General features: G+C 64.0%; 19 protein-coding genes and 1 pseudogene. 9 read left to right on the plus strand and 11 right to left on the minus strand.

Annotated features, from left to right (window positions below; translation table 11 throughout):
• Nucleotides 1-61 precede the first annotated feature (61 nt).
• The gene (locus M2271_RS22265) at nucleotides 62-1,435 is read left to right on the plus strand and encodes a DNA cytosine methyltransferase (RefSeq protein WP_280889045.1); all 1,374 of its coding nucleotides are present in this window, start codon (nucleotides 62-64) and stop codon (nucleotides 1,433-1,435) included.
• Here the strand turns inward: M2271_RS22265 and M2271_RS22270 are convergent.
• The 4 genes and pseudogenes from M2271_RS22270 to M2271_RS42555 all read right to left on the minus strand — a co-directional run.
• Nucleotides 1,404-2,291, minus strand: coding sequence for a DUF6339 family protein (locus M2271_RS22270; RefSeq protein WP_280889046.1), 888 nt, complete (start codon nucleotides 2,289-2,291; stop codon nucleotides 1,404-1,406). The genes M2271_RS22265 and M2271_RS22270 overlap by 32 nt on opposite strands.
• Complete coding sequence (locus M2271_RS22275) at nucleotides 2,288-3,280, minus strand: hypothetical protein (protein ID WP_280889047.1); 993 nt, start codon at nucleotides 3,278-3,280, stop codon at nucleotides 2,288-2,290. Before M2271_RS22275 ends, M2271_RS22270 begins: the two co-directional genes overlap by 4 nt.
• Nucleotides 3,277-5,343, minus strand: a complete 2,067-nt coding sequence (locus M2271_RS22280) for a transcriptional regulator (protein ID WP_280889130.1) — start codon at nucleotides 5,341-5,343, stop codon at nucleotides 3,277-3,279. The genes M2271_RS22275 and M2271_RS22280 overlap by 4 nt, the downstream gene beginning before the upstream one ends.
• A 90-nt stretch (nucleotides 5,344-5,433) precedes the next feature.
• Nucleotides 5,434-6,660: pseudogene (locus M2271_RS42555) on the minus strand (sigma-70 family RNA polymerase sigma factor); the annotation flags it as partial.
• Nucleotides 6,661-6,815: 155 nt separating this feature from the next.
• Here M2271_RS42555 and M2271_RS22290 point away from each other — a divergent pair.
• Genes M2271_RS22290 through M2271_RS22305 form a run of 4 tightly spaced genes read left to right on the plus strand, consistent with a single transcriptional unit; the run spans nucleotide 6,816 to nucleotide 14,579 of the window.
• Entirely contained in the window at nucleotides 6,816-8,432 is a 1,617-nt protein-coding gene (locus M2271_RS22290) for an NERD domain-containing protein (RefSeq protein ID WP_280889048.1), read from the plus strand.
• Complete coding sequence (locus tag M2271_RS22295; protein ID WP_280889049.1) at nucleotides 8,429-11,584, plus strand: helicase-related protein; 3,156 nt, start codon at nucleotides 8,429-8,431, stop codon at nucleotides 11,582-11,584. The genes M2271_RS22290 and M2271_RS22295 overlap by 4 nt, the downstream gene beginning before the upstream one ends.
• Nucleotides 11,581-13,482, plus strand: a complete 1,902-nt coding sequence (locus M2271_RS22300) for a DUF1998 domain-containing protein (RefSeq protein WP_280889050.1) — start codon at nucleotides 11,581-11,583, stop codon at nucleotides 13,480-13,482. The genes M2271_RS22295 and M2271_RS22300 overlap by 4 nt, the downstream gene beginning before the upstream one ends.
• Nucleotides 13,479-14,579, plus strand: coding sequence for a DNA helicase (locus M2271_RS22305; RefSeq protein ID WP_280889051.1), 1,101 nt, complete (start codon nucleotides 13,479-13,481; stop codon nucleotides 14,577-14,579). The genes M2271_RS22300 and M2271_RS22305 overlap by 4 nt, the downstream gene beginning before the upstream one ends.
• A gap of 65 nt (nucleotides 14,580-14,644) precedes the next feature.
• Here the strand turns inward: M2271_RS22305 and M2271_RS22310 are convergent, their stop codons facing one another.
• Nucleotides 14,645-15,307: an ATP-binding protein gene (locus M2271_RS22310; RefSeq protein WP_280889052.1), complete on the minus strand. Its 663-nt coding sequence runs from the start codon at nucleotides 15,305-15,307 to the stop codon at nucleotides 14,645-14,647.
• Nucleotides 15,308-15,526: 219 nt separating this feature from the next.
• Between M2271_RS22310 and M2271_RS22315 the strand changes: the two genes are divergently transcribed.
• Both M2271_RS22315 and M2271_RS22320 read left to right on the plus strand, forming a co-directional pair.
• Nucleotides 15,527-16,375 carry a helix-turn-helix transcriptional regulator gene (locus M2271_RS22315; protein WP_280889053.1) on the plus strand — a complete coding sequence of 283 codons (849 nt, stop codon included), beginning with the start codon at nucleotides 15,527-15,529 and terminating at the stop codon, nucleotides 16,373-16,375.
• 2 nt (nucleotides 16,376-16,377) lie between these two features.
• Nucleotides 16,378-16,584, plus strand: coding sequence for a DUF397 domain-containing protein (locus tag M2271_RS22320; protein WP_280889131.1), 207 nt, complete (start codon nucleotides 16,378-16,380; stop codon nucleotides 16,582-16,584).
• Nucleotides 16,585-16,747: 163 nt separating this feature from the next.
• Here M2271_RS22320 and M2271_RS22325 read toward each other — a convergent pair whose 3' ends face one another.
• Nucleotides 16,748-17,080: a hypothetical protein gene (locus tag M2271_RS22325; RefSeq protein ID WP_280889054.1), complete on the minus strand. Its 333-nt coding sequence runs from the start codon at nucleotides 17,078-17,080 to the stop codon at nucleotides 16,748-16,750.
• A gap of 168 nt (nucleotides 17,081-17,248) precedes the next feature.
• Between M2271_RS22325 and M2271_RS22330 the strand changes: the two genes are divergently transcribed.
• Both M2271_RS22330 and M2271_RS22335 read left to right on the plus strand, forming a co-directional pair.
• Nucleotides 17,249-18,526 carry a helix-turn-helix transcriptional regulator gene (locus tag M2271_RS22330; RefSeq protein WP_280889055.1) on the plus strand — a complete coding sequence of 426 codons (1,278 nt, stop codon included), beginning with the start codon at nucleotides 17,249-17,251 and terminating at the stop codon, nucleotides 18,524-18,526.
• Nucleotides 18,523-19,077, plus strand: a complete 555-nt coding sequence (locus tag M2271_RS22335) for a GNAT family N-acetyltransferase (protein ID WP_348539183.1) — start codon at nucleotides 18,523-18,525, stop codon at nucleotides 19,075-19,077. The genes M2271_RS22330 and M2271_RS22335 overlap by 4 nt, the downstream gene beginning before the upstream one ends.
• A gap of 415 nt (nucleotides 19,078-19,492) precedes the next feature.
• On the opposite strand, the gene M2271_RS22340 is transcribed toward M2271_RS22335, so the two are convergent.
• From M2271_RS22340 to M2271_RS22360, 5 genes are all read right to left on the minus strand, one after another.
• The gene (locus M2271_RS22340) at nucleotides 19,493-20,008 is read right to left on the minus strand and encodes a cupin domain-containing protein (RefSeq protein ID WP_280889057.1); all 516 of its coding nucleotides are present in this window, start codon (nucleotides 20,006-20,008) and stop codon (nucleotides 19,493-19,495) included.
• A 25-nt stretch (nucleotides 20,009-20,033) separates the two neighbouring features.
• Nucleotides 20,034-20,435, minus strand: coding sequence for a PPOX class F420-dependent oxidoreductase (locus tag M2271_RS22345; RefSeq protein WP_280889058.1), 402 nt, complete (start codon nucleotides 20,433-20,435; stop codon nucleotides 20,034-20,036).
• Nucleotides 20,436-20,494: 59 nt separating this feature from the next.
• On the minus strand, nucleotides 20,495-21,652 hold the full coding sequence (locus M2271_RS22350; RefSeq protein ID WP_280889059.1) for an epoxide hydrolase: 1,158 nt from the start codon (nucleotides 21,650-21,652) through the stop codon (nucleotides 20,495-20,497).
• 75 nt (nucleotides 21,653-21,727) lie between these two features.
• The gene (locus M2271_RS22355; RefSeq protein WP_280889060.1) at nucleotides 21,728-22,303 is read right to left on the minus strand and encodes a PadR family transcriptional regulator; all 576 of its coding nucleotides are present in this window, start codon (nucleotides 22,301-22,303) and stop codon (nucleotides 21,728-21,730) included.
• 298 nt (nucleotides 22,304-22,601) lie between these two features.
• Nucleotides 22,602-23,087 carry an SMI1/KNR4 family protein gene (locus tag M2271_RS22360; protein ID WP_280889061.1) on the minus strand — a complete coding sequence of 162 codons (486 nt, stop codon included), beginning with the start codon at nucleotides 23,085-23,087 and terminating at the stop codon, nucleotides 22,602-22,604.
• Between the last annotated feature and the right edge of the window lie 41 nt (nucleotides 23,088-23,128).

Below are 23,128 nucleotides of genomic sequence, written 5' to 3' on the forward strand. Positions count from 1 at the left end.
GGCCTGATCCGGCCAGATGGGACAAGCTTCCCCACCGTCGGTGGCTGGGTCGCTGCGGGTGGTGATCAAGCGCATTGATGACACCGGCCCCCTCGACCGCCGGCTACACTTCACCCCTATGAACAGCCCGGGAACACAGGTTCGCCACCTCGACGGAATCCGGATCCTGGATCTCTTCGCGGGCCCCGGTGGACTCGACGTGGCCGCGCATTTCCTGGGTTTCAAGAGCATCGGGATCGAGTGGGACCGGAACGCTTGCGAGACGCGTTACTCGGCGGGTCTGCCGACGATCCACGCCGATGTGAGCGTCATGCGCGAGAGCCGCTTCGACGAGATCCCGGAAACAGTCGACGTCCTGGCCGGTGGACCACCCTGCCAGTCCTTCTCCGTCGCCGGGAATGGCAAGGGACGGCGAGCGCTGACGAGGGTGGAGAATTTCATCTACCGCCTCGTGGACGGGGAGGATGAAGCGAAAATCGACGAGGAACTGCACGCTCTCGACGACTCGCGCACCGCCTTGGTCCTGGAGCCATTGCGCTGGCTCCTCAAAGCGATCGACACAGAGGGACGCGACCCGTACAAGGTAATTGCTCTGGAGCAGGTGCCCGCGGCACTGCCCCTCTGGGAGGTCTACGCGAAGCTCCTGCGTGGCGGGGAAGGAAGACTGAAGGGCGTCAAGTACGAGGCCGACTGCTGGGAGTTGAAGACCGAGCAGTTCGGGGTGCCGCAGACTCGCACACGTGCCGTACTCGTCGCCCGGCGCCCGGGACACGGGGCCATCGATCCGATCGAAGCGACTCATCTGCCCTTCGACCTGCATCGTGGCAAACGGAATGCCGGTCGGACAGAGATGTTCCCCACCAATTCTCGGATTCCCGGGACCAAGCAGCGCTGGCTCTCCATGGCGGAGGCCCTCGACGCGGCGAGCAAATTGGAGGGTTCACCCGTGGATGTGTCCCGCCTCAAAACAGGAGGCAGGATGGGATTCTTCGTTGTCTCGAACTACGGCTCCGGGGGCGACCCGAAGAAGCGAGGTCGACGCTTGTCGTCCGAGCCCGCTTTCACCGTCACCGGGAAGGTTTCTCGGAACAAGGTGTACAAAAGCATGACCGAGTACGAGGCCGCCATATCCGAGCGATTTACCATTCCCGAATCAGGAGTACTCCAGACCTTCCCGCACAACTTCCCCTGGTCGGGAAACGACCAGGCGCAGCAGGTGGGCAATGCGGTGCCACCCCGGCTCGGCATGCACGTGCTGAGCCGGGCACTGCGCGGGAATGCTCCCTCGGACGAGGAGCTGGCGGCCGCAACCACTTGGCCCAGTGTGCCTCCGACCACCACGGCTGAGCTGCGCGTCATCGGATGCGGCGATCAGAGCCAATGCCCCCCGAACTCGCACAAAGTCACTCGCCCCCGTCGGAAGGCCGCCCCCTGACCGGCGCGTCCGCGAACAGTTCCTCGAAGTGGGCAACCAGTCTCCGCACCACCTCTTCCGGGGCGCGCTCCTCGTCCGGGCCCTCGGGAGGACTGTCCCGGGGGGATGGCAGAGCCGAACCGGCCGCCGCAATCCAGTCGCGCAAAGGCTCCCGGTCACGCTCCACGTCCGGGGCGATGACGTCATACATCAGGGTCGCGGCAGCGGCATTCACCGCGGGCGTCAAGGCGTTGACCTCGCGACCGGTGCGCACAATCCCCCTCTCTATCAGTCTGACGACAGCAAGGGCACTTGGACGATGGTCGACGATGTCCAACCGAAGAGCGGAGTTGAGCATGTCCTGATTACCGCAGGCCACAACAGCGGGGTGATAGTCGGGGCCGTCACGGAATAGCTCGGCCGCCCACCAGAGTCGGGCAAATGTCTGCTTGTGGTGCGGACCGACGAACCTGTCCCGGGCCACTCGTCCGCGTGCGCCGTCCGCCTTCGGCTCGGGCAGGTGCCGCCAAACGACGTAGTCCGGAGCCACACCCAAGGCCATATACGTCCAAAGCCTTTTCTCGGCCGCTTCCCGGCGCGTCAACCGGAGGGTTTCGTGCAGCCGCGGCGCCAGCCACGCATCGGCCGCCGTGGGGCGCTCGTCTCGGAACCTGTTCATGGCTTCTTCGAGCAGGTCTCGTATCCGGTGCAGCCGCAAGCGCACATCATCGCCCGGCAGCGACTCGGCGACCTTGTTCAGCGCGATGGAAGGGACATCCTCGCGTCCCTCAAGCAGTCCTGTGGACATGAACTCTGCAGCCTGCACGTCGGAGATCAGAGCAAGCCGTTCCGGCAGGTGCTCGGGGCGGGAAGTCACGCGTGGATCTCCTGGTCGAATCGTTCGATGTCGCGGACAGCGCCGGCCAAAGCTTTGGGAACTTCGGCACGACGAGCGGCTGCGTACTGGATACGCGGTTGCAGATCCGTCCAGTTCCCTTCACCGGTGCGTCGCATGTGCACCTCGCGCAGGGCATCCTCCGCCGAGCGACCGGGGACGATGTCCGGGAGCATCTCGCGGAGCACTGCGCCCCGCCAATCGGGCGGGAAAAGCGGCGTCCCGTCGTCCTCGATCTCCAAGTCACCGATGGCGGTGTGGAAAACTGCGGTCCACACGTCGGCGCACATCTGGGCCAACAGCATCTCCCTCACAATGCTCTCCACCTTCGCCCCCTGGCTTTCCAGGAGCGCGACGAGGCCTTCGAAATCCGAGTTCAGGCGGACTGTGGGCATCCGCCCCGCAGTGTCCACGATCCAGGGTGCGTCCCGGAAATTCCGCAACCACTCGGCACCACGGGCGAAACTGACCGTGCTGACGTCGAGCTGGCGATCTCTGAGCGGGGTGCTGGCCGTCATATCGATCACCCACTCCTGATCGGTGGAGGCGATGATCCGACCCGCTACCCCCCCGACATTGGCGACCACGTGCACGGCGAGGGACGCGCGGTCCAAGTGGTCGTCTCGGTCGAGCTCAATCTCCCCGCTCCAATCCCTAACGCCCGCCTTATCAGGCTCCAAGCAGGCCACAGTGCGTGCGTTTGTGGTCCCTTCCGTCAGAACGGCGACAACCGAGATATCGGACCAGTGGCCTTTGGTCTCGATCTCACGAACCGGTACGGTCGCGGTCAGGGTGAGCCGTGCGGTCTGCCAGTCGGCGCGCTCCGCCCTGCCGAGCGCCACGACCTGCTCGACAACCGAGTATCCCCTCGAGTCCAACTGCTCGCGGCTGTCGTCGGTTCCGCGCAGCCGCACGGCCGTGACCCGCATGGTCACCGCGCCGGTCAGTCGAGGGTACGGGTAGGCCTTCACGCGATGTGTCCCTTACTCTCCTGCAGTTCGACGACAAGACCGGTCAATGAGGCACGCACCGGATGTGTGGACACATCGGTGACACCTCGGAAAACAGCACGGCGGGTTCCAGGCGGGAAATGTAGGACGCCGTCGGACAGTTCACAGTTGCTGACAGCAACAAGTTCGGCCCACTTGACCACCGGACGAGGTCCTGAGCGAACCTCCATTTTGGCTACAGGGCTCATGGACCAGACCTCGCCCCCTGGCGACACCTTGACCTCGGCGGTGATCTGCCACGCGCCGGAAGGGGCGACCACGGCCTGCAAGTCATCCAGTTTCGGAAGCGTCACCGTCCCTCTGACCCTGCCTGTGGGCTTACCCGAAATCCTGAGCCGCTTGCTCACCTTGCTCGTCCCACTCTGTTTCTTTTCCTTGGGGATCGCCACAAGTTCATGCACGGCCCTGTTGGTCTCGGACGTCAACGCTGCGATCCGCCGATGGGCCGAGGGGGAGTAACGCATCCTCAGTTCCTCGGTCTGACCCCACTTGTTGTGCTCCGGCGGTTCGGAGGATCGAAGGAACTCCTCGGCCTCGGCAGCGAACGGCGCGTCGTCCCCCGCCGCTCGGCCCGCGAGCAGAACTGCTTGGAACGGATTGGTACCTACGGGAAGGCCAGGCACCCAGGTGGTCTTGACCGTCATGCGGTTGCCGCGCATCGCGGTCACCCGGTTGATTTTGCCATCGGCGTCCGTGGCCTCGGTCACGAGGAGAACTGCCCGGTGCTCGCCGGCCGTACCGGTGAGACCATTCTTCTCGGGAACCTTCAACGACACCGTGGTGAGCGCCACCTGACCCGCTTCAGTGAGGCGGTCCACCGTGGTGCCGCTCAGGAAAGCCTGAAGAGCACGCGAGCGCGCGGGTTGGTGCACTTGTGGGTCGACTCGCTCTTCCTCAAGGTGTTCCACGCCGTTCCGCAGTGTCCGAACCGATGCCTCCAGGAGCGGCTGGCTGTCGACCCCCGCTGTCATCGCAGCCCAGAAGTTGCGGCCGAGCGCGCGAACAAGCCTCTGGTGCATGCGCTCCAGACTGTCATCGTCGTCGCCTGCGTCGCTTTCCTGGTGCTGCCCGGTCTCGGCGAGGCTGGCTACGTCATGGGCACCGACGATCAGGAAGGACGTGCCGGGATCATCGCTCTCGCGGGTGAGATGTAGATTCTCGACCGTCTTCCCGTCAGCCCACCAGGAACGAACAACCTCTGCGTTGTCCGCCTCGGGGTCCGGCCGGCCCAACCAGGCGGGGCCGGCGAATCTCCTACCGTCCACCTCTCGCCAGGGCAAATCGAGTCGTCCGATCAGCCGCCGACTTGTGCGTCCCTCGTGCGGTTCGGAGAGCGTGGAGTTCATGAGGACGAGCCCCAGACGGCTCGTCGCCCAGAGTGTGGCTTTCCCGAGACCGTATGAACCGCCGGCCGCCACATCCGACTTGCGACTTTCGAGTTGGCGCCGCACCACGGCGGCGAACCGGCCGTCGTCGTAGTCGTCCCCGGTCAGCCCATTGGCGTTGTAGTCGTCGACACGTAGGAGGACCAGCCGATCTCGCTCGTCCATCTCCCGCAGACCGGCGCTGATGACACGTCCGACCTTCTGGTCCTGCGCGGCTGCCGCCTCGTAGTGCGGATGGAGGTCCTCCCAGCGGATCGCCGCCTTGAACCGGGCTAGAGCGTCACCGGTGAGTTCGTGCAAGGTGTAACGGACCTCGACCGGACGGTCGTTGCTCTTGTCACGCTCGTCCAGGCTGTTCTGGGTCGCCTCACGGGCCAGGACCTCGAGATCGGCCTCGAAGGCGAAGGCCGCTGCGTTGCCGAATTCTCGACCACCGTCTTCGTGTCCGGGGCGGTGATACCAGACGCCTGACGTCTCCACAGGCTCATCCTGCCGTTTCGAACCAACTGCTGTGCCCCTTGAGGCCACCGTTCCTTCTTTCCTCTTGGAAATTCTTTCCATCCTCAGCTTGCCGACACCCTCACCCGATACCAACTCACCTGTTCTAATTCCCTCCTGCGCCTTGAGATCAAGGCGCAGTGCGGTCCGCTCTGCGGCCTCGTGAGTGATCTTCCGGCGGCGGCGTTCTGTGCCAGGGTCGTCGGAATCCAGCCCCATCTGGATCCTCAGATCCTTCAGTGCTCGCTTCTCTATCTGCCGAATACGCTCGCGCGTGACTCCGAACCGCTTGCCGATTTCATCCAGTGTCCAGGATTCGCCATCGACGAATCCGTAACGCAGCAAAAGGACTTTCCGGGTTCTCTCTGTGAATAAACACGCATCAAAGAGCTGGAATAGCTCCTGCCGCTCGAATTCGTACCACAGCGCCTGTTCCGGTCCCGGCGCCGCGTAGAACTCATCGACGACCATCTCTCCGAGGGTCGCGCTCTCGCCGACGGGCTGCTCGAGCGAGAGAATTGCTCGATTCCCCAGCCTCAGACACTCCATCACCTTTTCGGGACTGAGATCACAAGCCAACGCAAGGTCATCGACATTAGGGATTCTCCCTTGATCGAGAAACGCCCGCTCCCTTTTACGAACCTTCTCCACGTCGGCCCATATATGGACCGGGAGACGAATGGACGATCCCTCGTTGGCCACAGCTCGAGTGATGCGCTGCCGAATCCACCAAGTGGCATAGGTGGAGAACTTGCACCCCAAGGACACGTCGAACTTCTCTACGGCCCGGATGAGCCCAATCATGCCGTGTTGTACAAGATCTTCGTACGCAGAACCGCCTGGCTGGTACCCCAGGCCACGCAGGATCCTGTGGACGAGACGCTGGTTATGGATGACCATCGCGGACAGAGCCCTGTACGGCTCACTGTCCCGCGAAAGCGTCGCCAGGTAGCCCTCGGGCAACGACTCCGATGTTTTTCTGGCACCGCGGAACAAGAGGCTGAGTCCCACTTCCTCCTCGGCGCTCAGCAGGCGCCGGTGCGGGTTCACTCTCCTTCGGTCAGCCGCGAGCAGGTCCCGAGCGCTACGGCGAGCCCCTTCCATGTCGTCGACACGCACTGTTCCCCGAAGGGACTCCACGTCCGGGGCGTCCTCTTCCCCCTCGGAAAGTTCCAAGCCTTCAAGAACTTCCTCGAGGCCGGTGCCATGGTCGCCCCTCGTGCTCTGCGCGAGGGGCGGTACCACTTCGCCGAGCTCATCCTCCAGTTCTGCTAAGGTCACCGCTTCGTACAGGGCCTCGGTCTCCTGTGCGTCGAGGCGCGCAGCCCTCATCACTTGGCTCAGAGCCACGCGGCGTTCGAGTCCTTCGGCCGTGAACCTGTGGATGAGACCGACGAGCAGATCTCGACTGGCTTCATTCATCCGTCTGTTGGATGCACCGCCCCGCTCCGTGGTCATCACGCCCCCGCGCCCCTGCTCTGTCTCGGTTCACCACGTAGTCCATCACTCATGGGACCATCGCTGCCAGCGCTCCCTTGTTGACGCCGCCGGCCCCCCCGGCATCCCTGACTCGGTATTTTAGAACTGAGTTGGCGTGACCATGGGGAGAGTTGATGCGGATCATTCCGAGCGAAGTCTCGAGCAGCACGAAGAGCCAGGCCGAGCGCAGCGTCTTCGCGGCGCTCAAGGCGATTCCCGACGACCAGAGCGTCGCGCTGCACTCGGTTCACCTTCCTCAACACCGCAGGAAGCGTGTCGGCGAGATCGACTTCGTCCTCATCATGCCCGACCTCCTGCTCTTCATCGAGGTCAAGGGCGGTCACATCCACCAACGCGACGGGGGCTGGTACTACGGTCCGCCCGGTCGCGAAGCAGGCCCCAAGGAGAGTCCTTTTGCACAGGCGAGCGGGGGTATGCACGAGCTCGAACGGGAGATCGGCGCGCTGGTCGGTGACCTGAGGGGTCATGGCGTCCCCAGCGGATACCTCGTGATCACCACGGACGTCGACCTACGTCGTACGACCGAGTTCGAGGCACCACAGTATGTCGGCACCACCGCCTACGATGGTGGACGCGGCCTGGCACAGGGCATCGAGCGAGCCACGCGCTTCTGGCTCGGGCGGAACAACTGGGCCCGTACCCCCGTCCCCGCCTCGCTGCGCAAGAAGATGCTCGACGCCGTCCGTCCGGAGTTCGACCTCGTACCCAACCTCCAGTCCCAGTTGACACACCTGGAGGTCGCCTTCGAACGGCTCACCAACGAACAGTTGGACAGGCTGGATGAGTTGGAATCCAACCCACGCCTCATCTGGACCGGTGGCGCAGGCACCGGCAAGACGTTCCTCGCAGCTGAGGCCGCTCGCCGCAAGGCTGCCACCGGCAGCGTCCTGTTCACCTGCACAAGTACCACGCTGGCCACACATATGAATCGAATCCTCACCGAAGACGCGATCACCATCCTGCCGTTCGACCGTCTGGACGAAGTTGGAGACCGTACGTTCGATCAACTGATCGTGGACGAGGCGCAGGACCTGATGAGCTTCGACAGCCTCAGCACTTTGGATGAACTGGTAGTGGGGGGACTCACCGAAGGCCGCTGGATCTTCATGTTGGATCAGAACAACCAGGTGCTGGTCCCGGACTCCTACGACCCGGAAGCCTGGGAATACCTGCGTCCTCTTGGGTCCGTATACGGACCCATGAAGCGCAACTGTCGCAACACAGTACAGATCGTCAATCAGGTTCGCCTCTACACAGGCGCCGACCTGGGCGTTGCCTCCGCCGGCGAGGGCGACCCTGTCCGTTTCGCCGACGTGCACGACGTTCAGGAGGAGGCAACCGTTCTCGATGCCTATGTGAACGAGCTCGTGGGGGAGGGTGTCTCGCCGCGGGACATCACGCTGTTGTCCGCTTCCGGGGACTGGGAGACGAGCTCGGCCCGTTTGTCACAGCGAGCCTCCAAGATGGAGCGATTCGCCGATGTGGTCGGGTCGGACCGCACGAAGCACCGTCTCACCTGGTCGTCAGTCCCCGACTTCAAGGGCCACGAAAACCATGTCGTCTGTCTGATCGACCTCGAACCTGAACACCTCCAAGGCCGCCTCGACGCGCTCTACGTCGCCTGGACCAGGGCCCGCGCCCAACTCTGGGTAGCCTGCCGGCCCGGCACCAACCGAGCTCTGAAGGACTTGGGCATGGCCGCATTGACGCGTGAAAAGAGTCTCCGATGAACGAGTCAGATGCCCGGTTCTCCGACCACCGAGACGAGTTCGTGACCTATCTCCGCCAACAGTTGGTGGGCCCTGCCATCGCAGAGGACGAGACCCTTGTCGACCCGCCTGACCGCCGCTACCTGATGGGCACTCTGTATCCGCGCGGAGCCTCCTTGCTGGAGCACTCGCAGGAGGACGGCGAGCAGGCATTTCACGAGACAGCGGCCGGAAACGGCGAGGAGGACAGCTTTGCCGACGATCCGGTGGCCGAGGCAAATGCATGGCTTCCGTCATCTCTCGGTTTCTCCTTCTTCACCAACGCTGTCGCAATCGAGGTGACTTGTGGCGCCTCACGCTATGTAACGACGCGCGAGGGAGGACGTCGCAGCTGGCGAAGGCAACCGCGACTCTCCACAACAGAGACCGTCGCTGCGGATCGGACGACCCCGATCAGTGTTCTGGGGGGTCACGGTCGCCTTCATATCCGGTGGCGCCGTTTCGGCGTCGGACATCTCGTCACGTGCGTACTGGCGAATGCACATGGCGAAGAGGAGAGTACGCACAAGGACCGCGATCTGATGCTCTTCCAGGCCGAACTAGAGGCGACAACGCTCGGCGGAGCCGTCCTGGAGTATCCGAGCACCCGCCTCAACAGCCGCGACGACGAGGAGCAGGAGCTCCGCGTCCAGTACCGGCACATCGTAAACAGGGCCGTGGGACACGGGTGTGCCGTCGAGTGGGAGGATAAATCCGACCCGGTCACCACGGTGCGGGCGCAAGTCATGCCTCAGCAGGTGGTCGAGCACATCAAACCCGACGGGCCGAAGGACCTGCCGGTGCTCAACCTCGCGTACCTCTCCCAACCCGACCTGACTGTGGACGAACTCAAGGACGAACTGCACTCCTTCGTGCTGGGCTATCTCGGGTGGTTCGATACCCAGCGGTCGGAGGCGAAGTCCTTGAGGCCATGGGCCGCCGCACCCGCCGAACGCATCCTCAACCGCATCAAGACCGCACTCGACCGTATGAAGTCGGGGGTGGAAGCCCTCACCGCACCAACTACCGCGGGGGGCAAAGCACGCGAGGGCTTCCGCCTTGCCAACCGAGCCATGGCGCTCCAGATGCTCCATAGTCGTCGTGAACTGGCGGGCAGCCGTCGCCGCAGGAACAGCGAAGTACTCGAACTGTCCGAGCCCGATGGCGACTATGCGTGGCATCCGTTCCAGCTCGCCTACTTCCTGCTTGTGGTCGAGGGCCTGATGAACCCTGAGCACGAGGACCGTAAAACGGTCGACCTCATCTGGTTCCCCACAGGTGGAGGCAAGACGGAGGCCTACCTCCTCACCGCCTGCTTCGAGATTCTCTGGCGTCGGCTGCGGTTCGGCCCAGCCGGGGGTGGCACGGCCGTTCTGAGCCGCTACACACTGAGCCTGCTCACCACACAGCAGTTCCAGCGCACGGCGACAGCCATCTGTGCCCTGGAATACATCAGGAAGGGATACGACGGGCCGCTGTCCCATGATCTGGGCCAGGAAATCTCCATCGGGCTCTGGGTGGGCAAGGAGACAACGCCGAACAAGATCTCCGCCGCACAGGACGAACTCAGTGTGCTGAAGCAGATGAACTCGCCCGATGATCGCTTCCTGCTGGAACGCTGTCCCTGGTGCGGCACCGAAATTGTTCCGGAACGACAAGGGCAGGATCGCGACTTCGGCATCCGGGCGGACGGAGTCACCACCTCGTTCTTCTGCCCGCGTGATACCTGTAAGTTCCACGAGCGTCTTCCGGTGTCCGTGGTGGACCAACAGATTTACAAGGAACCTCCCACATTCGTGCTCGGTACCGTGGACAAGTTCGCACGGCTGGCGTGGGAACCAGAGGCCGGGAGCCTGTTCGGCGGAGACGGCAGGCGCGCGCCCTCGCTGGTGATTCAGGACGAGTTGCACCTGCTGGCCGGCCCGCTGGGAACAACGGTTGGTCTGTACGAGTCGGCCATCCTCGAATTGTGCGCCTGGGGCGGCACCGTGCCGAAGGTCATCGCGTCGACAGCGACGATCCGACGCTCGCAGGACCAGATCCGCAGCCTCTACGGTCGCCCCGCACAGCTCTTCCCTCCAGCAGGGATCAGTGCCGGCCATTCCTACTTCGCCTCTCCCGACACGGACAAACCCGGCCGCCAGTACGTAGGAGTTATGGCGCAGGGCCACACCGCCTCGACCTCGACTGTTCACGTGGGCGCCGCCGCATTGCAGGCCCCGAAGGAGGTCTGTGACGACGACACCCTCCGCGACGCGTACTGGACCGCGGTCGCCTACCACAACAGCCTGCGGGAGCTCGGACGAACCGTCACGATCGCGAGAGACGACATCCCCGCTCGTCTTGGGCATCTGACCAAGGACGACACTCGGCGGCGCAAGTTGAACGACGACTCGGTGGTCGAGCTCACCAGCAACATCCCACGCGCCGCTCAACCACGGCTCCTCGAGCGCCTGAGTAAGAGTTTCAAGGAACCTGGCAGCGTCTCCTTCCTCGCCACCACCAACATGCTCTCCGTGGGCGTCGACGTTCCACGGCTCGGCCTCATGCTCATGAACGGGCAGCCCAAGACGACGTCAGAGTACATCCAGGCCACCAGCCGGGTCGGCCGTCGCCATGTACCAGGGTTGATCGTCACGCTCTTCCGCTCGACCAAACCACGCGACCGGTCCCACTACGAGTCGTTCGGTGTCTACCATCGCTCGCTCTACCGGCACGTCGAACCCACCAGCGTCACTCCATGGTCCTTGCCGTCTCGCAACCGAGCCCTGCACGCCGTACTCACCATCCTGGTGAGACACGGAATCGGCTTGAACTCCGAGAACAAGGCCGGCGACATCCTTGACCACAAGGTCGAAGTTGCCCGGATCCGTGACCTCGTGGTGGATCACGTGCGACGAGCCGACCCACACGAGGCCGAGGCCACGGGCAAGCAGTTGGATTCGCTGATCGCAGACTGGCAGCAGGAGGCCGAGATCGCGCGTGGTGACGGCAGCCGTCTCTACTACGGACCTCAAGGCCGGTTGCACACATCGCTCCTCACCGACTTCGGCAAGCAAGGCGGCCTTTGGCAGACTCCTCAATCGATGCGCAACGTCGACCGTGAGTGCCTCCTCTCCGTGAAAGGAGCATGAAAGCGGTGAAGGATATTCGGCGCAAAGTCCGGAGATCACAGACCATCGTCCCCTTCGGAGTCGGCGGAATTGTCGATCTCCGAGGCGAATCATTCGTAGCCGCCGACATCAGGAGCTGGGCGGCGGCGGCCGAGCGGGTGGAATCACCACGGCTTGCGAGGAAACTAAGGGTTACGGGCTTCCGCTCAGCTCCCGTCATTCCCAGCGGAAAAGCCGCGTATACGACCCGCGTCGGACCACTGTATGTACGTTTCCCCAAGTGGCTCTTCTGCCCGCATTGCAGGGAGATGCAGCTCTGGCGCCCTGATCGCGAGCTACGGGACAAGCAACCGGCCTGCCGCCGTTGCGCAGCAAAGCCGCAGCTGGCCCCTATGCGTTTCATCCAAGTGTGCAGGGCAGGTCATATGGCCGACATCGACTGGCGCCGGTGGGCTCACTCCAGGAGTGAAGGGCATGCTCAGCGCCAATGCCAGATTCGTCGGCTTCGATTCGTCACCACGCCCGAATCCTTTGGGCTCGAGGCCCTGCGCGTCGTCTGTGCCGTCTGCCGGGCCGGACGCAATCTGGCAGGAATCAGCCAGAAGAACATTCTCAAGCAGACGGGGCTACCGTGCCCCGGAACCCACCCCTGGCAATCCGAGACCGACGAGGCGGACACCTGCGAGGAGACACCCCAGGCGGTACAGCGCGGTGCCTCCAACGTCTACTTCCCGATCACGCATTCGGCGATCGACATTCCCGCCCCTGCAGGGCTGTCAGAGGATGACGAACTGACCCAGAGAGTCGTCAATCACTTCCTATGGCCGAACTTCAACAGTGCGAATGGCAGCCCAATTTCCGATTCCCTGAAGGAGGTGATCGCCGACCAGTGCGACGTACCGAAGGAATTTGTCGAAAATGTACGTCGCCGCCATGCCGACGGGGCAGCATCGATGCCGTCTGCGGCTGATTCAGACAACGACCTCAGTATCGCCGAGTGGGCAGCCTTCTCCCTTCCTGAATCCGTCATGGATTCGGAGACGTTCTCCGTACGTCGAAGCCACCTCGGGATCGACCCCGACGACCTCGGGTCCATGCAGGAACTCGACGCAAGTATCTCCGCTGTCGTCATCGCGGACCGGGTGCGTGAGGTACGCGCGCTCGAAGGATTCTCGCGGTACGAGCCCAGCTCCGGCGACGACGAAGAGAGCGAGGGCGGACGCGTTGTGTCGGTCAACACGCAGAGCCGGGCCCAGTGGCTGCCCGCGGTGGAGACCTATGGCGAAGGAATCTTCATCGCCGTCGACGAGGAACGTCTGAGCACCTGGGAGAGGCTTCAGTCGGTACGTAACTGGACACGACGGATCGAGCGGGACCTGAACGCCTCTTACAAGGCTGACCGTCTCAGAGAAAAGTCGGGTCCACACCTCCTCCCGCGATTCGTGATGCTGCACACCCTGGCCCATCACTTCATCCGTCAACTCTCGTATGACAGCGGGTACAACGCGGCCTCACTACGTGAACGGGTCTACGCCCAAAGTCACGCCCCGGGCAGTGAGTTTCCGCCTCAGGCCGGCGTGTTCATCTACACAGCCGCCGGAGATGCGGAGGGGACACTGGGCGGGCTCGTCCGACAAGGGCAACCCCCGAATCTCGCCGAGACTTTGATTCGGTTGCTCGAATCGGCTCAGTGGTGTTCGCAGGACCCCCTGTGCGCCGACTCAACCGGCAGGTCCCTGGCCAACCTCAACCGTGCTGCTTGCCATGCGTGCACGCTCCTACCGGAGACATGCTGCGAAATCGACAACTCCCTCTTGGACAGAACACTGTTGATCGGCGACGGCGACGTTCCGGGATTCTTCCGGAGAGTGGTACAGGCCGCACTCCAGGAATCAGCCGGAGCCGTCGATCTGCCATGAAGCCCCCTTCACTCCTCGACCTCACTGTCGAGCAGCAGAACGTCATAGCACTTCCGTTCCACGGGAGCCACCTCATCACCGGGGTACCTGGCGCCGGAAAGACCGTAACGGCCATCTATCGCGCCTGGGCGCTGGCGACCGCCGGTCGCGATGTCGCCCTTGTCACGCACTCAAATCTGCTGCACCAGTACCTCGCACAAATGGCACCGGACCTTACTGAAGCCGTGAACGTCACCACATATCATCGGTGGATCAGAAATTTCTGGCGCCGACAATTCGGGGCCGATCCGCCACAGACCGATGAAGATGGTTGGAACTACGACTGGATCGAGATGCAGCGGGACTGCATTCTGCGGAGGGTAAGATCGAGCGCGCACCTGGTGATCGACGAGGGCCAGAATCTACCCGTCGCCTTCTACCAGTTGTGCCGAATCCTCGGCGTCGGCGTGACTGTTTGCGCCGACGAAAATCAGCGGATCGGTGACGATCAAAGCACCGTGTCCGAGATACGCCGGGCCCTAGTCGTGCGGACCGATCCACTCGTGTTGCGCGAGAATCGGCGGAACAGTCGGGAGATCGCAATGTTGGCGTCCGAGTTCCATGAGGAGACCGAAGGCGAGATTGCCTTACCGACACGCGCCGGCCGCACACCCACCGTACTGAAAGTCCCCTCACTGGAGGATCTCCTCGCTGGTGTTTACCGCTACTTCAACGCGCATCCGCAGCGAAGCATCGGAATCATCTGCAGGTCGACCATTTTACTGCGAGAAATCCAGTCCGAGCTGACACATATCGGGCTCGCAAAGCACACCCAAGCCTATGTGAACGATGATCGATATCGGAACACTGTTGATTTCTCCACTCGACCGATTCGGATCGTGAGCACGGCCAGCATGAAAGGCTTGGAATTCGACAGCGTTTTCGTGCCGGACCTGGACGGGTACACGGAGGATCCGACCAGCGTGGCGGCTCGCCTCGACTTCTTCGTGCTGTGTACTCGCGCCCGCGAGGATCTCTATTTCGCATACCGCGGCCTTCGAGAGCCTGACATCTTGTCGAGCATCCCGGAATCCTTGCTGCACCGCCACCCCGATTGATTCGCAAATATTTATTCGACCCAAAGGATAGGGTCGCGTCATCGACCTCCTGAGGCGGACCGCCATTATCTCTCGATTTGCGAGCCAAGGCCGCCCTCGATGCTACCCAGTTCAGCGTCGTAGCGGGCTTGGGCACGGTCCAACACCTCGTCGACATCACAACCATGGACGCGAAGCCAATGAAGGAAGTCCGTGATGGCCGTGACCACCGACTCCTCGGCCACGGCCCGGCCCAGCCTGCCCGAGTCGGGCCGAAAGGGCGACTTCACGGCAGCGTAGAAGTCCAGCAAGGCCTCAGCCCGCAGCACCTCGGGACGCCCCACGTGGCCGTTCGGCGATGTGAGGCCCGTTGCCAGCTCACACCACGTGACCTTCCGGTCGAAACAGAGCTGGACGCCCCAGCGGACGGCGACCGCGTCGACGAGGGCCATGCCCCGTCCCGACTCGGAGTGGACGTTCGCGTCCAGGAGCGTGGGCAGGGCGCGCTTGTCGGGGTCGTGGACCTCGATGCGAAGATGAACGCCGTTCATCGAGACCGCGAGTGTGGCCGGAGTGCCCACGCCGACATGCGTGATGATGTTGGACACCAGCTCGCTCACGCAGAGCTGGGCCGCGTCCGTAAGGTCGTGGAGCCCCCACACGTCCAGGTGCAACCGCACGGTCCGTCGCAGAGCGGCTACTTCTTCGGGTTCCGCGATGAAGTCAAGGTCCCACGCCTTCCGTGACATACACGCTTCCTGGATCACGAAGGCCTCCTCTCGTCGCATGCCATCTCCGCATGGGCAGCGGAGCGTTACGCGCCCCTCACGGTGAGTGGCGCCGTTCACCAGAATGACGTGCACATATCCCGCTATGCAATGTGCACGGCGGGATTCCCACTTCCGAGTGATTGGCAGCCGCCCTCCTTGGCGCAAGACTGAACGTCCGCTACTCCACGGAGGGTTGAGATGGCCGGTTCACCGACGGCACGCCGCCGCCGTCTCTCGATCGAGCTGAAGAAGCTCCGAGAGAACAGCTCACGGACCTGCGCACAGGTCGGCGAGGCTCTGGACTGGAGCGGTTCCAAGGTGAACCGGATGGAGACGGGGAGTGGCCGGGTCCAGCCGTCAGATATCGAAGCTCTGTGCCGGTTCTACGGCACCACCGAGGAGCTGCGCGAGTTCCTCAAATCCTTGGCCAGGGAGGCCAAGACGCGTGGTTGGTGGCAGGTGCACGGCTCCGGTATCCCCGAGTGGTTCAACATCTACATCGGTCTGGAGCAAGAAGCCTCCACGTTCCGTCAGTACCAGAGCGAGCTGATCCCGGGTCTCATGCAGACCGAGGCGTACAGCAGCGAGCTCCACAAGACGGGAGCCCACATGTCCGCCGCGGACATCGACAAAGCCGTGCGTGTACGCATGGAGCGCCAGGCTCTGCTCATGCGAACCGGCGCCCCCGATGCCTGGTTCGTCGTGAACGAGGGCGCGCTGCGGCACGTCATCGGTGATCAGGCGTTGATGCGCGAACAACTCGAACGCGTGCTGGAGTCCACCGAGTTGCCGACTGTGACCCTGCAGGTCCTCCCATTCGACTCAGGCACCTATCCGGCCACGGGTTCCTTCACCATGCTGGGTTTCCCCGACCAGGAAGACCCCGACCTGGTGTATCGGGACGGGATCACTGATGCCATCTACCTTGAAGGCGAGCATCATGTCCGTGAGTACACGAGGGCATTCGACGGCTTGCGAGCCGCGGCCCTCAGCCCTCAGCGCTCCGCCCAGTTGATCAACACCGTCCTGAAGGATTACACAAGTTGAGCATCGTAGAGTCCGCCGACCAACAGCCGCTGGTGTGGTTCACGTCTTCGTACAGCAACGGCGCCGGAGGCGAGTGCGTCGAGTGCGCGTTGACCGGGGAGGATGCACTGATCCGTGACTCCAAGAGTTCGGGAGGCCTCGTCGTCGCAGTGCGAGGCAGTGCTTGGGGTTCATTCGTGCAGGCTGTGGCTCACGGCAAGTGGGCTTGAGACATCCAAGGGCTGCTTCCGTCGGACGTGCGGCCTCCAGCACTGACGGCGAATGTCCTGGACCGGACCACGCTGGGGCGGAGCCAACACGTGGGCTCAGGCCGCCCGGAGATCCCACGTCATCACCGGCATCCCGCCGACCCGAAAGGTGTGGACTCGGATCTCATCGGCTACGGCTCTCGACGTCGACCAACGCTTCGACACAGCGCGCGAGGTTCACGAGGTGCTGCCACGCCGAGTAGGGGCTTGACTCGCCCTGCGGTGACTCGTCGAGCAGTCGTGTGCCAAGGCGGCGCATCACTCGTACTGCCTCCCTGTCGTCGCCTCGTGACTCTTCGAGGAGAGCGGAGAGCATTCCGGAGACGACCTGCGCGCGCTGCATGGTGTCGGCCAAGGGAGGAACATCCAGCCGCGGCTGAGTGATCACGCGGACCTCGGCAAGACAGTTGGCGCGGTCAAGCCGCTGGGCGTTTGCCTGTTGAGGGGCGATGTTCACGACGGGCTCCCGGGATCGTGTTCGTCCTGTCACAGACAGTGAACGACGAGATCAGTACTGACCGACAGGAAAAACCGTCGATGCTCAGCCCGCGCGCGACCGGAAAAACTGACCCGTTCTTTAGCCGCGCCGCGATGTGGAGGAGGAGCCGACCTTACGGTGGGTCAGGTGACCGCGGCGAACGAGCAGCTCAAAGCGCGCATGCGCGAACTCGGTCTTACGCAGGAAGAGTTAGCGGAGGCGCTGAATACTGCGATCGAGCAGATGACGGGCAGGCGAGGCACCGTGTCCGCCCGCACGATCCACAACCTCACCACCGGAAAGACCCGGTGGCCACAGGCCAAACAGCGTCTGGCGCTGGAGGCAGTATTCAGTTGTACCGCGATCGAGTTGGGGTTCACGCCCCACGCCCGATCTCCGGTCGACCACACGCCGCCCGCAAGCAAGCAAAATCTTGGGGAGGAGCCTGTGCTCCGCCGTACCTTCCTCACTACCGCCTCCGCCACCGCGCTGACGCCCCTCACCCCCGACCCGGAGCCCTGCACGGATGGGTCAGGCCGCGTAGGACAGTCCGACGTGAACCGGCTCGCCGCTCGATTCGCGCTCATCATCGCCAACGACAACACGACCGGTGGGACCTGCCAGGTCGAACAAGCCGCGCTCGGCCTGTCCCAGCAGGCAATACATCTTCAGAAAACTCGGCCCGCCTCTCAGCGCGTACGCGGCCGGCTCTACGGCCTCGCGGCAGCCTTCACCGGGTCCGCGCTGTGGGCCGCCATCGACGGTGGACGTCTTGACCAGGCACAACAGCACCTGAACGATGCCATCGCCCTCGCCGGCCTTTCCGGCGATCCCGCGATCCAGTTCCGCACGTGGGGGCATGCAGGGGCTCTGTACCGGAACCTGGGCCAGTACACCAGTGCCCTCGCGGCCGACGAGGCTGCGAAGCGCACCCGCTCCGCCCGTGATCCCCTCTACGCCTCCCTCGTACACGCGCGCGCAGCGGTCCACCACGCCGATCTTCGCGACCGTCAAACCGCCCTACGGTGCCTCGGTTTCGCCGAGACGGCACTGGAACGTGCAGACACCGATGCGCCGCGCCCGGTGTGGTTGCAGTTCTACGACTCCGCTGAATTCCATCTACTCGCTCTCACCACAACCACGACGCTCGGTCTGTGGGAGCAGGCGGAGGCACATGCCCACCAGACCCTTGCGAAACTCCGGCCGGACCTGAAGCGCAACCGGGCCCTCACCTGCGCGTACCTCGCCCACGCCCAGCTCGGTCAGCACGAGCCCGAGCTCGCGGTAGGCACCGCGTACAAGATCCCGGCCCAGGCTCGACATGGCCGCACCGCACGGCTGTTGAATGCTTTCGGGCACCGGCTCCACACTCTCGCCCCTGATTCCCCCGCCACTCGCGAATGGTTTGGAAAGGAACTGTTGTGAACCACCTTGAGCTGCGGCACTACACCGATGTCGAGCTGGTGCGACAGGCAATCGTGGACATTCATGTAGAGGTTCGTCAGCGGGACCTCGGTCTGACCGGCCCCTTCTACTCCGCCGAACGCTTCAACGAGCGTCTGACAGGGCACAGTTCAGCACCCGGCTGGGAAACGGTCATCGCCTACGACGGGGCCGAGCCGGCCGGTTTTGCGTATGCCACCCCGCTCGGTCCCGGCACTCGCTGGTGGTCGGCCATGACCACCCCACTGCCCGACGGGTACACGGTGGAGACCGGCAAGCGCACGCTCGCGCTGAACGAGATCGTCGTCCGACGCCCGTGGCGCGGCACGGGCGTGGCACACCGCATCCACGAAGAACTCCTGGCCGACAGGGACGAAGAGCGGGTGACACTCCTCGTGAACCCGAAAGCAGGAGACGGAAAGGTCCAGGCCGTCTACGAGCGTTGGGGGTACGAGAAGATCGGCGAGCAGCAGCCTTTCGCCGACTCACCGGTGTTTGCCGCGATGACGCGCGAACCGTTGCACCGGGCTTGACCGCCATGCTTCACAATGCGCGAAGCGCGGCAGCGGACGGAATCTGAGTCGGTGTCCTAAGCCGCTGAAAGGCGCAGGGTTTCGGCTTCCGAGGCCTCTACCCTCACGTACGGCGGACAGGGCCCTCGTACGTGACGCGAAGACCACCGGTGGTCCCGTGATCGCTGTTCACCATCCGGCGTGGCACGCGTTCGCTCGGGGCCTCGATGATCGTCTCTACGACTGGGGCACGACCGTCAGCTCTCTTCAGCGTTGGCGGAGCGGCCCTTTCGGACAGCAACGGTCTCGACATCACCGACCGGATGGACTCGCCCTCCACGACAAGGTCTGTCCTTACGTTGGCATCGACGCCGCAAGGGCCCGGGCTCAGCCTCAGTTTCATTGGTGTGGTGCCCGGCGCGCCATCAGGAAGGCCTTAAATGGACGAGTCGGGCGCGCAGGCAGGGTCGTCCCAGGGGGCCGGGGGCCTGGAGGTACGCAGTTGCCTCCACAGTGGCACGGCGCTGGTTCCCGGTGGGGGCATCGAGACCTGGGGTGCGGGCTGGCCGTCGGTGATGATGTTCTGCTCGAATCCGGCGGGGGTGAGCATGTTGTAGACACGGCCGACTTCGGATTCGACGCGGAAGCCGTGGCGGACCTTGGGCGGCAGGTAGATGTAGCTGCCAGGTCCGGCCGGGATCTCCTCGTCTCCGACGGTGAACACGAAATCACCTTCGAGGATGAAGAACGCCTCTTCCTCCTTGTCATGGACGTGCGGTGGGGCGACGAGCCCTCGCGGACACAGTTCGTCGAACGTGCAGGACCGGCCGTCGGTCTGGCTGCCGTCGGCGAGCACTCTCCAGTATGTCCCGACGTTCCAGTAGGCCGGGGACTGGTCTGGCGCCCAGACATAGGGGTGAGATGGGCCGGCGCTGTGGGGGAAGCTGGTCATAACGACTCCTCGGGTGCGGGCGGGCTCACTGCATGGGGGAATGGATGACGGAATCGACGGTGATGGTCAGAAGGAGCCGGGTCTGGCCCGGGCCGCCGTACGAGGCGTAGGGGCGGCCTGTGTATTTCTGGGAGAGGTGTTCGAGGCCCTCGGCGGCGCCGTCGGTTGTGGCGCCGGTGACGCGTCCCTTTACGGAGAAGTAGCGGGAGGTGTCGTCCGGGTCGGCGATACTGACGGCCACACGGGGGTCTCGTTGAATGTTCTTGGCTTTGCGGTAGCCCTCGACAGTGTTGATGAGGATGTGTTCGCCGTCGGTGTCGACCCAGGTCTGGGTGAGCTGGGGCGAGCCGTCCGGCATGGTGGTGGCGATGAAGCAGGGGCTGGGCCGGTTCAGCAGTTTGAGGAGTTCGCCGGGCAGGGATGTCATGAGGTATCGCCCTTCCTTGGGGGAAGCTGTCGGTGGGAGTGCCGATGCCGACGGTGCGCTCAGCGCAAGGGACGGAAGGTGGTCCGGACTTCGTCAACGAAGAGTGCCGGTTGTTCCAGGGCCGCGAAGTGCCCGCCCACCTCAAGCTCGTTGAAGTGGACGACGTTGCTGTAACGGCGTTCCACCCAGCGCTGGGACTTTCGGACGTGTTCCTCCGGGAACATGCTGAACCCAGTGGGCAGAGCGATCGGTGCGGCGGCGTTCGGCGCGGAGGGCCGTGCCGACCGTGCCATTTCCCAGTAGGTCCGCGCAGAGGACGTCCCGGTGTTGGGAAGCCAATAGAGCATGATGTCGTCGAGCAGTTCGTCCAGGGTGAATGATGCTTCCGCGTCCCCCGGCGTGCCGCAGGTGTCCTGGAACATCGCGTAGATCCAGGCAGCCAGGCCGATGGGGGACTCCGCGAGGGAGTAGCCGATGGTCTGAGGGCGGGTTGCCTGCTCCTTGGCGTAGCCCGAGAGGTGCTCCCAGAAGTAGGCGGCGCTGTCGAGCATTGCCTGCTCATACTCGGTGGCGTCCCGGATCTCGTCGGGCGTCGGCGGGAACATGGCGAAGTTGAGGTGCAGCCCGACGCATCCGTCGGGGGCCTTGCGGCCGATCTCGTCGGTGACCGCGCATCCGAGGTCGCCGCCCTGGGCGCCCCATCGCCGGTAGCCGAGCCGGCCCATCAACGTGATCCAGGCATCGGCGACCCGGGGAAATCCCCAGCCGGGTTCCGTAGGCCGGTCGGAGAACCCGAATCCCGGCAGCGACGGCACCACGAGATGGAAGGCGTCCCGCGGGTCACCGCCGTGGGCCGCGGGATCGGTCAGCGGGCCGATGACCTTGTGGAAATCGAGGACGGAGCTGGGCCATCCGTGGGTCATGACCAGCGGGAGGGCGTCCGGCTCAGGCGAGCGCACATGGAGGAAGTGAATGCCCAGACCATCGATGATGGTGCGGGACTGGCCGAAGCCGTTGAGGGTCTTCTCGCACCGCCGCCAGTCGTAGGTGTTGAGCCAGTAGTCGTGCAGAGCACGGAGCTTCGCCAGCTGGGGTCCCTGGCTGGTGTCCAGGACGGTCTCGGCATCGGGCCACCGGGTGCGGGAGAGCCGCTCACGCAGGTCGGTCAGCTGTTCTTCCGGCACGGACAGTGTGAAGGGTTCGATGAGTTCGGACATGGGACATGCTCCTTACTGGGCAACGGTCGCGCCGACGGCGACGCGGGCGGATTCAGGGGGGCGGGATCCGGTGATTCAGAGGGTGTCGGGCCGGCGGGTCCGTTCATCGGCGACAATCTCGGGCACCGCGTCCAGGACCTCCTGGAGCCAGGCGATTTCGGCGCGCAGCCTGCGCGCACTGTGACTGACCGCCAGTGCCTCGCTCACCGTCAGGTAGCCGCCGTCGATGGCGTTGGCGTTCAGCGCCTCGGTGTCCGAGAGCATGGAGGCGAGTTCATCCAGCCGGGATGCGATCACCGTGTGGAGCTCGTCCAGCTTCTCCGGGTCCAGGCGAGTGAGGGCCAGGTCGAACGGGTCCGGCTTCATCCAGATGTGGCGCAGACTCTCCGACTGGAGTTCCTTGAGACGCAGCCGCCCTTCGCCGGTGATGCCGTACACCTGACGCTCGGGCAGATTGCCCTCCTTCTCGGTCCTGACCTCTTCGAGCAAGCCCTCAGCAAGCAGACGCTTGATCGCCTGATACAAGCTGCCCACGGACACGTCCGTCCACAGGTGTAGATGCTCCCGCTCGGCCTGGAAGCGCACCTTATGCCCGTGCATCTCGCCGTTCCTCGCGAACGTGTCGAGGATGAACAACCTGATTGATGACATGCGAGTACTCTTACATGAGTACTCATGCGTAGGCAACCGGTCGATGTGACGAGCATTGACTCCGAGAGCGGCCACATCGAGGTCGCGAACAGGATTCATCGCCGAGTTCACCGCCGGCTGAACGGCGGTGCGTCCTGCGAGGCCGCCGGAAGTGGCAGCGTCACTCCGTTTCGACATCTCCAGACGACTGGTCCAAATCTCCAGACGACTGGTCCAATCGGATGCTGTAGGGCGGCGTGGCACAGACCGGCCCCGATGAGCAACCGTGACGTTCACCCGCCACCGCAGGCCGCGAAGGTCAGCTTTCGCCCTCGCCGGCGAGGGCCCAGTCTTCCCGCGCACTGACCACCAGTGCGGCGAAGCTGTCGTACGGATGAGGGTCTTCCCCGTCACCGGCCCACCACCAGTACGCGGTCCACTCTCCGTCCGGCCCGGGGTTGCTCGCGTCGAGCAGCCAGTAGTCGCCGTCGGCAGGCCCCGACAGAAGTGTGGACCGCTTGAGCTGCTCCGTGATGTCCTCGTCATGTGACCAGGCGTCCACCATCCCGGGGTCCACGTCAGGGAACCACCCGATCTTCTCGACCTTGAGCAGTTCATACAGAGAGCGGGCGATGGCACTCCAGCCGTCGCTGGCCAGCAGGAACTTCCGGTAGCTCGGCGGCAGCCGGATCCCGAGTCGGTCTTCGGCGGCGAGGACCGCTTCCTCGCTCGCCGGCTCGTAGCCGAGCCTGAAGAGGTCCTGTCTGGGGTGCCGTGGATCAGCTCGTGCCAGGGCCGGCGGCACCCCGAAAACCTCCCTGCACCGCTGCCTACAGGGGCAGCCGC

Source organism: Streptomyces sp. LBL (assembly GCF_029893585.1).
In the GTDB taxonomy this organism is placed as follows: domain Bacteria; phylum Actinomycetota; class Actinomycetes; order Streptomycetales; family Streptomycetaceae; genus Streptomyces.

Bases quoted from the DNA above. Each gene is read 5' to 3' on its own strand.
- M2271_RS22290 (WP_280889048.1), top strand. From the start codon at position 6,816: ATGCGGATCATTCCGAGCGAAGTCTCGAGCAGCACGAAGAGCCAGGCC.
- M2271_RS22295 (WP_280889049.1), top strand. From the start codon at position 8,429: ATGAACGAGTCAGATGCCCGGTTCTCCGACCACCGAGACGAGTTCGTG.
- M2271_RS22300 (WP_280889050.1), top strand. From the start codon at position 11,581: ATGAAAGCGGTGAAGGATATTCGGCGCAAAGTCCGGAGATCACAGACC.
- M2271_RS22305 (WP_280889051.1), top strand. From the start codon at position 13,479: ATGAAGCCCCCTTCACTCCTCGACCTCACTGTCGAGCAGCAGAACGTC.
- M2271_RS22310 (WP_280889052.1), bottom strand. From the start codon at position 15,307: ATGTCACGGAAGGCGTGGGACCTTGACTTCATCGCGGAACCCGAAGAA.
- M2271_RS22315 (WP_280889053.1), top strand. From the start codon at position 15,527: ATGGCCGGTTCACCGACGGCACGCCGCCGCCGTCTCTCGATCGAGCTG.
- M2271_RS22340 (WP_280889057.1), bottom strand. From the start codon at position 20,008: ATGACCAGCTTCCCCCACAGCGCCGGCCCATCTCACCCCTATGTCTGG.
- M2271_RS22345 (WP_280889058.1), bottom strand. From the start codon at position 20,435: ATGACATCCCTGCCCGGCGAACTCCTCAAACTGCTGAACCGGCCCAGC.
- M2271_RS22350 (WP_280889059.1), bottom strand. From the start codon at position 21,652: ATGTCCGAACTCATCGAACCCTTCACACTGTCCGTGCCGGAAGAACAG.
- M2271_RS22355 (WP_280889060.1), bottom strand. From the start codon at position 22,303: ATGTCATCAATCAGGTTGTTCATCCTCGACACGTTCGCGAGGAACGGC.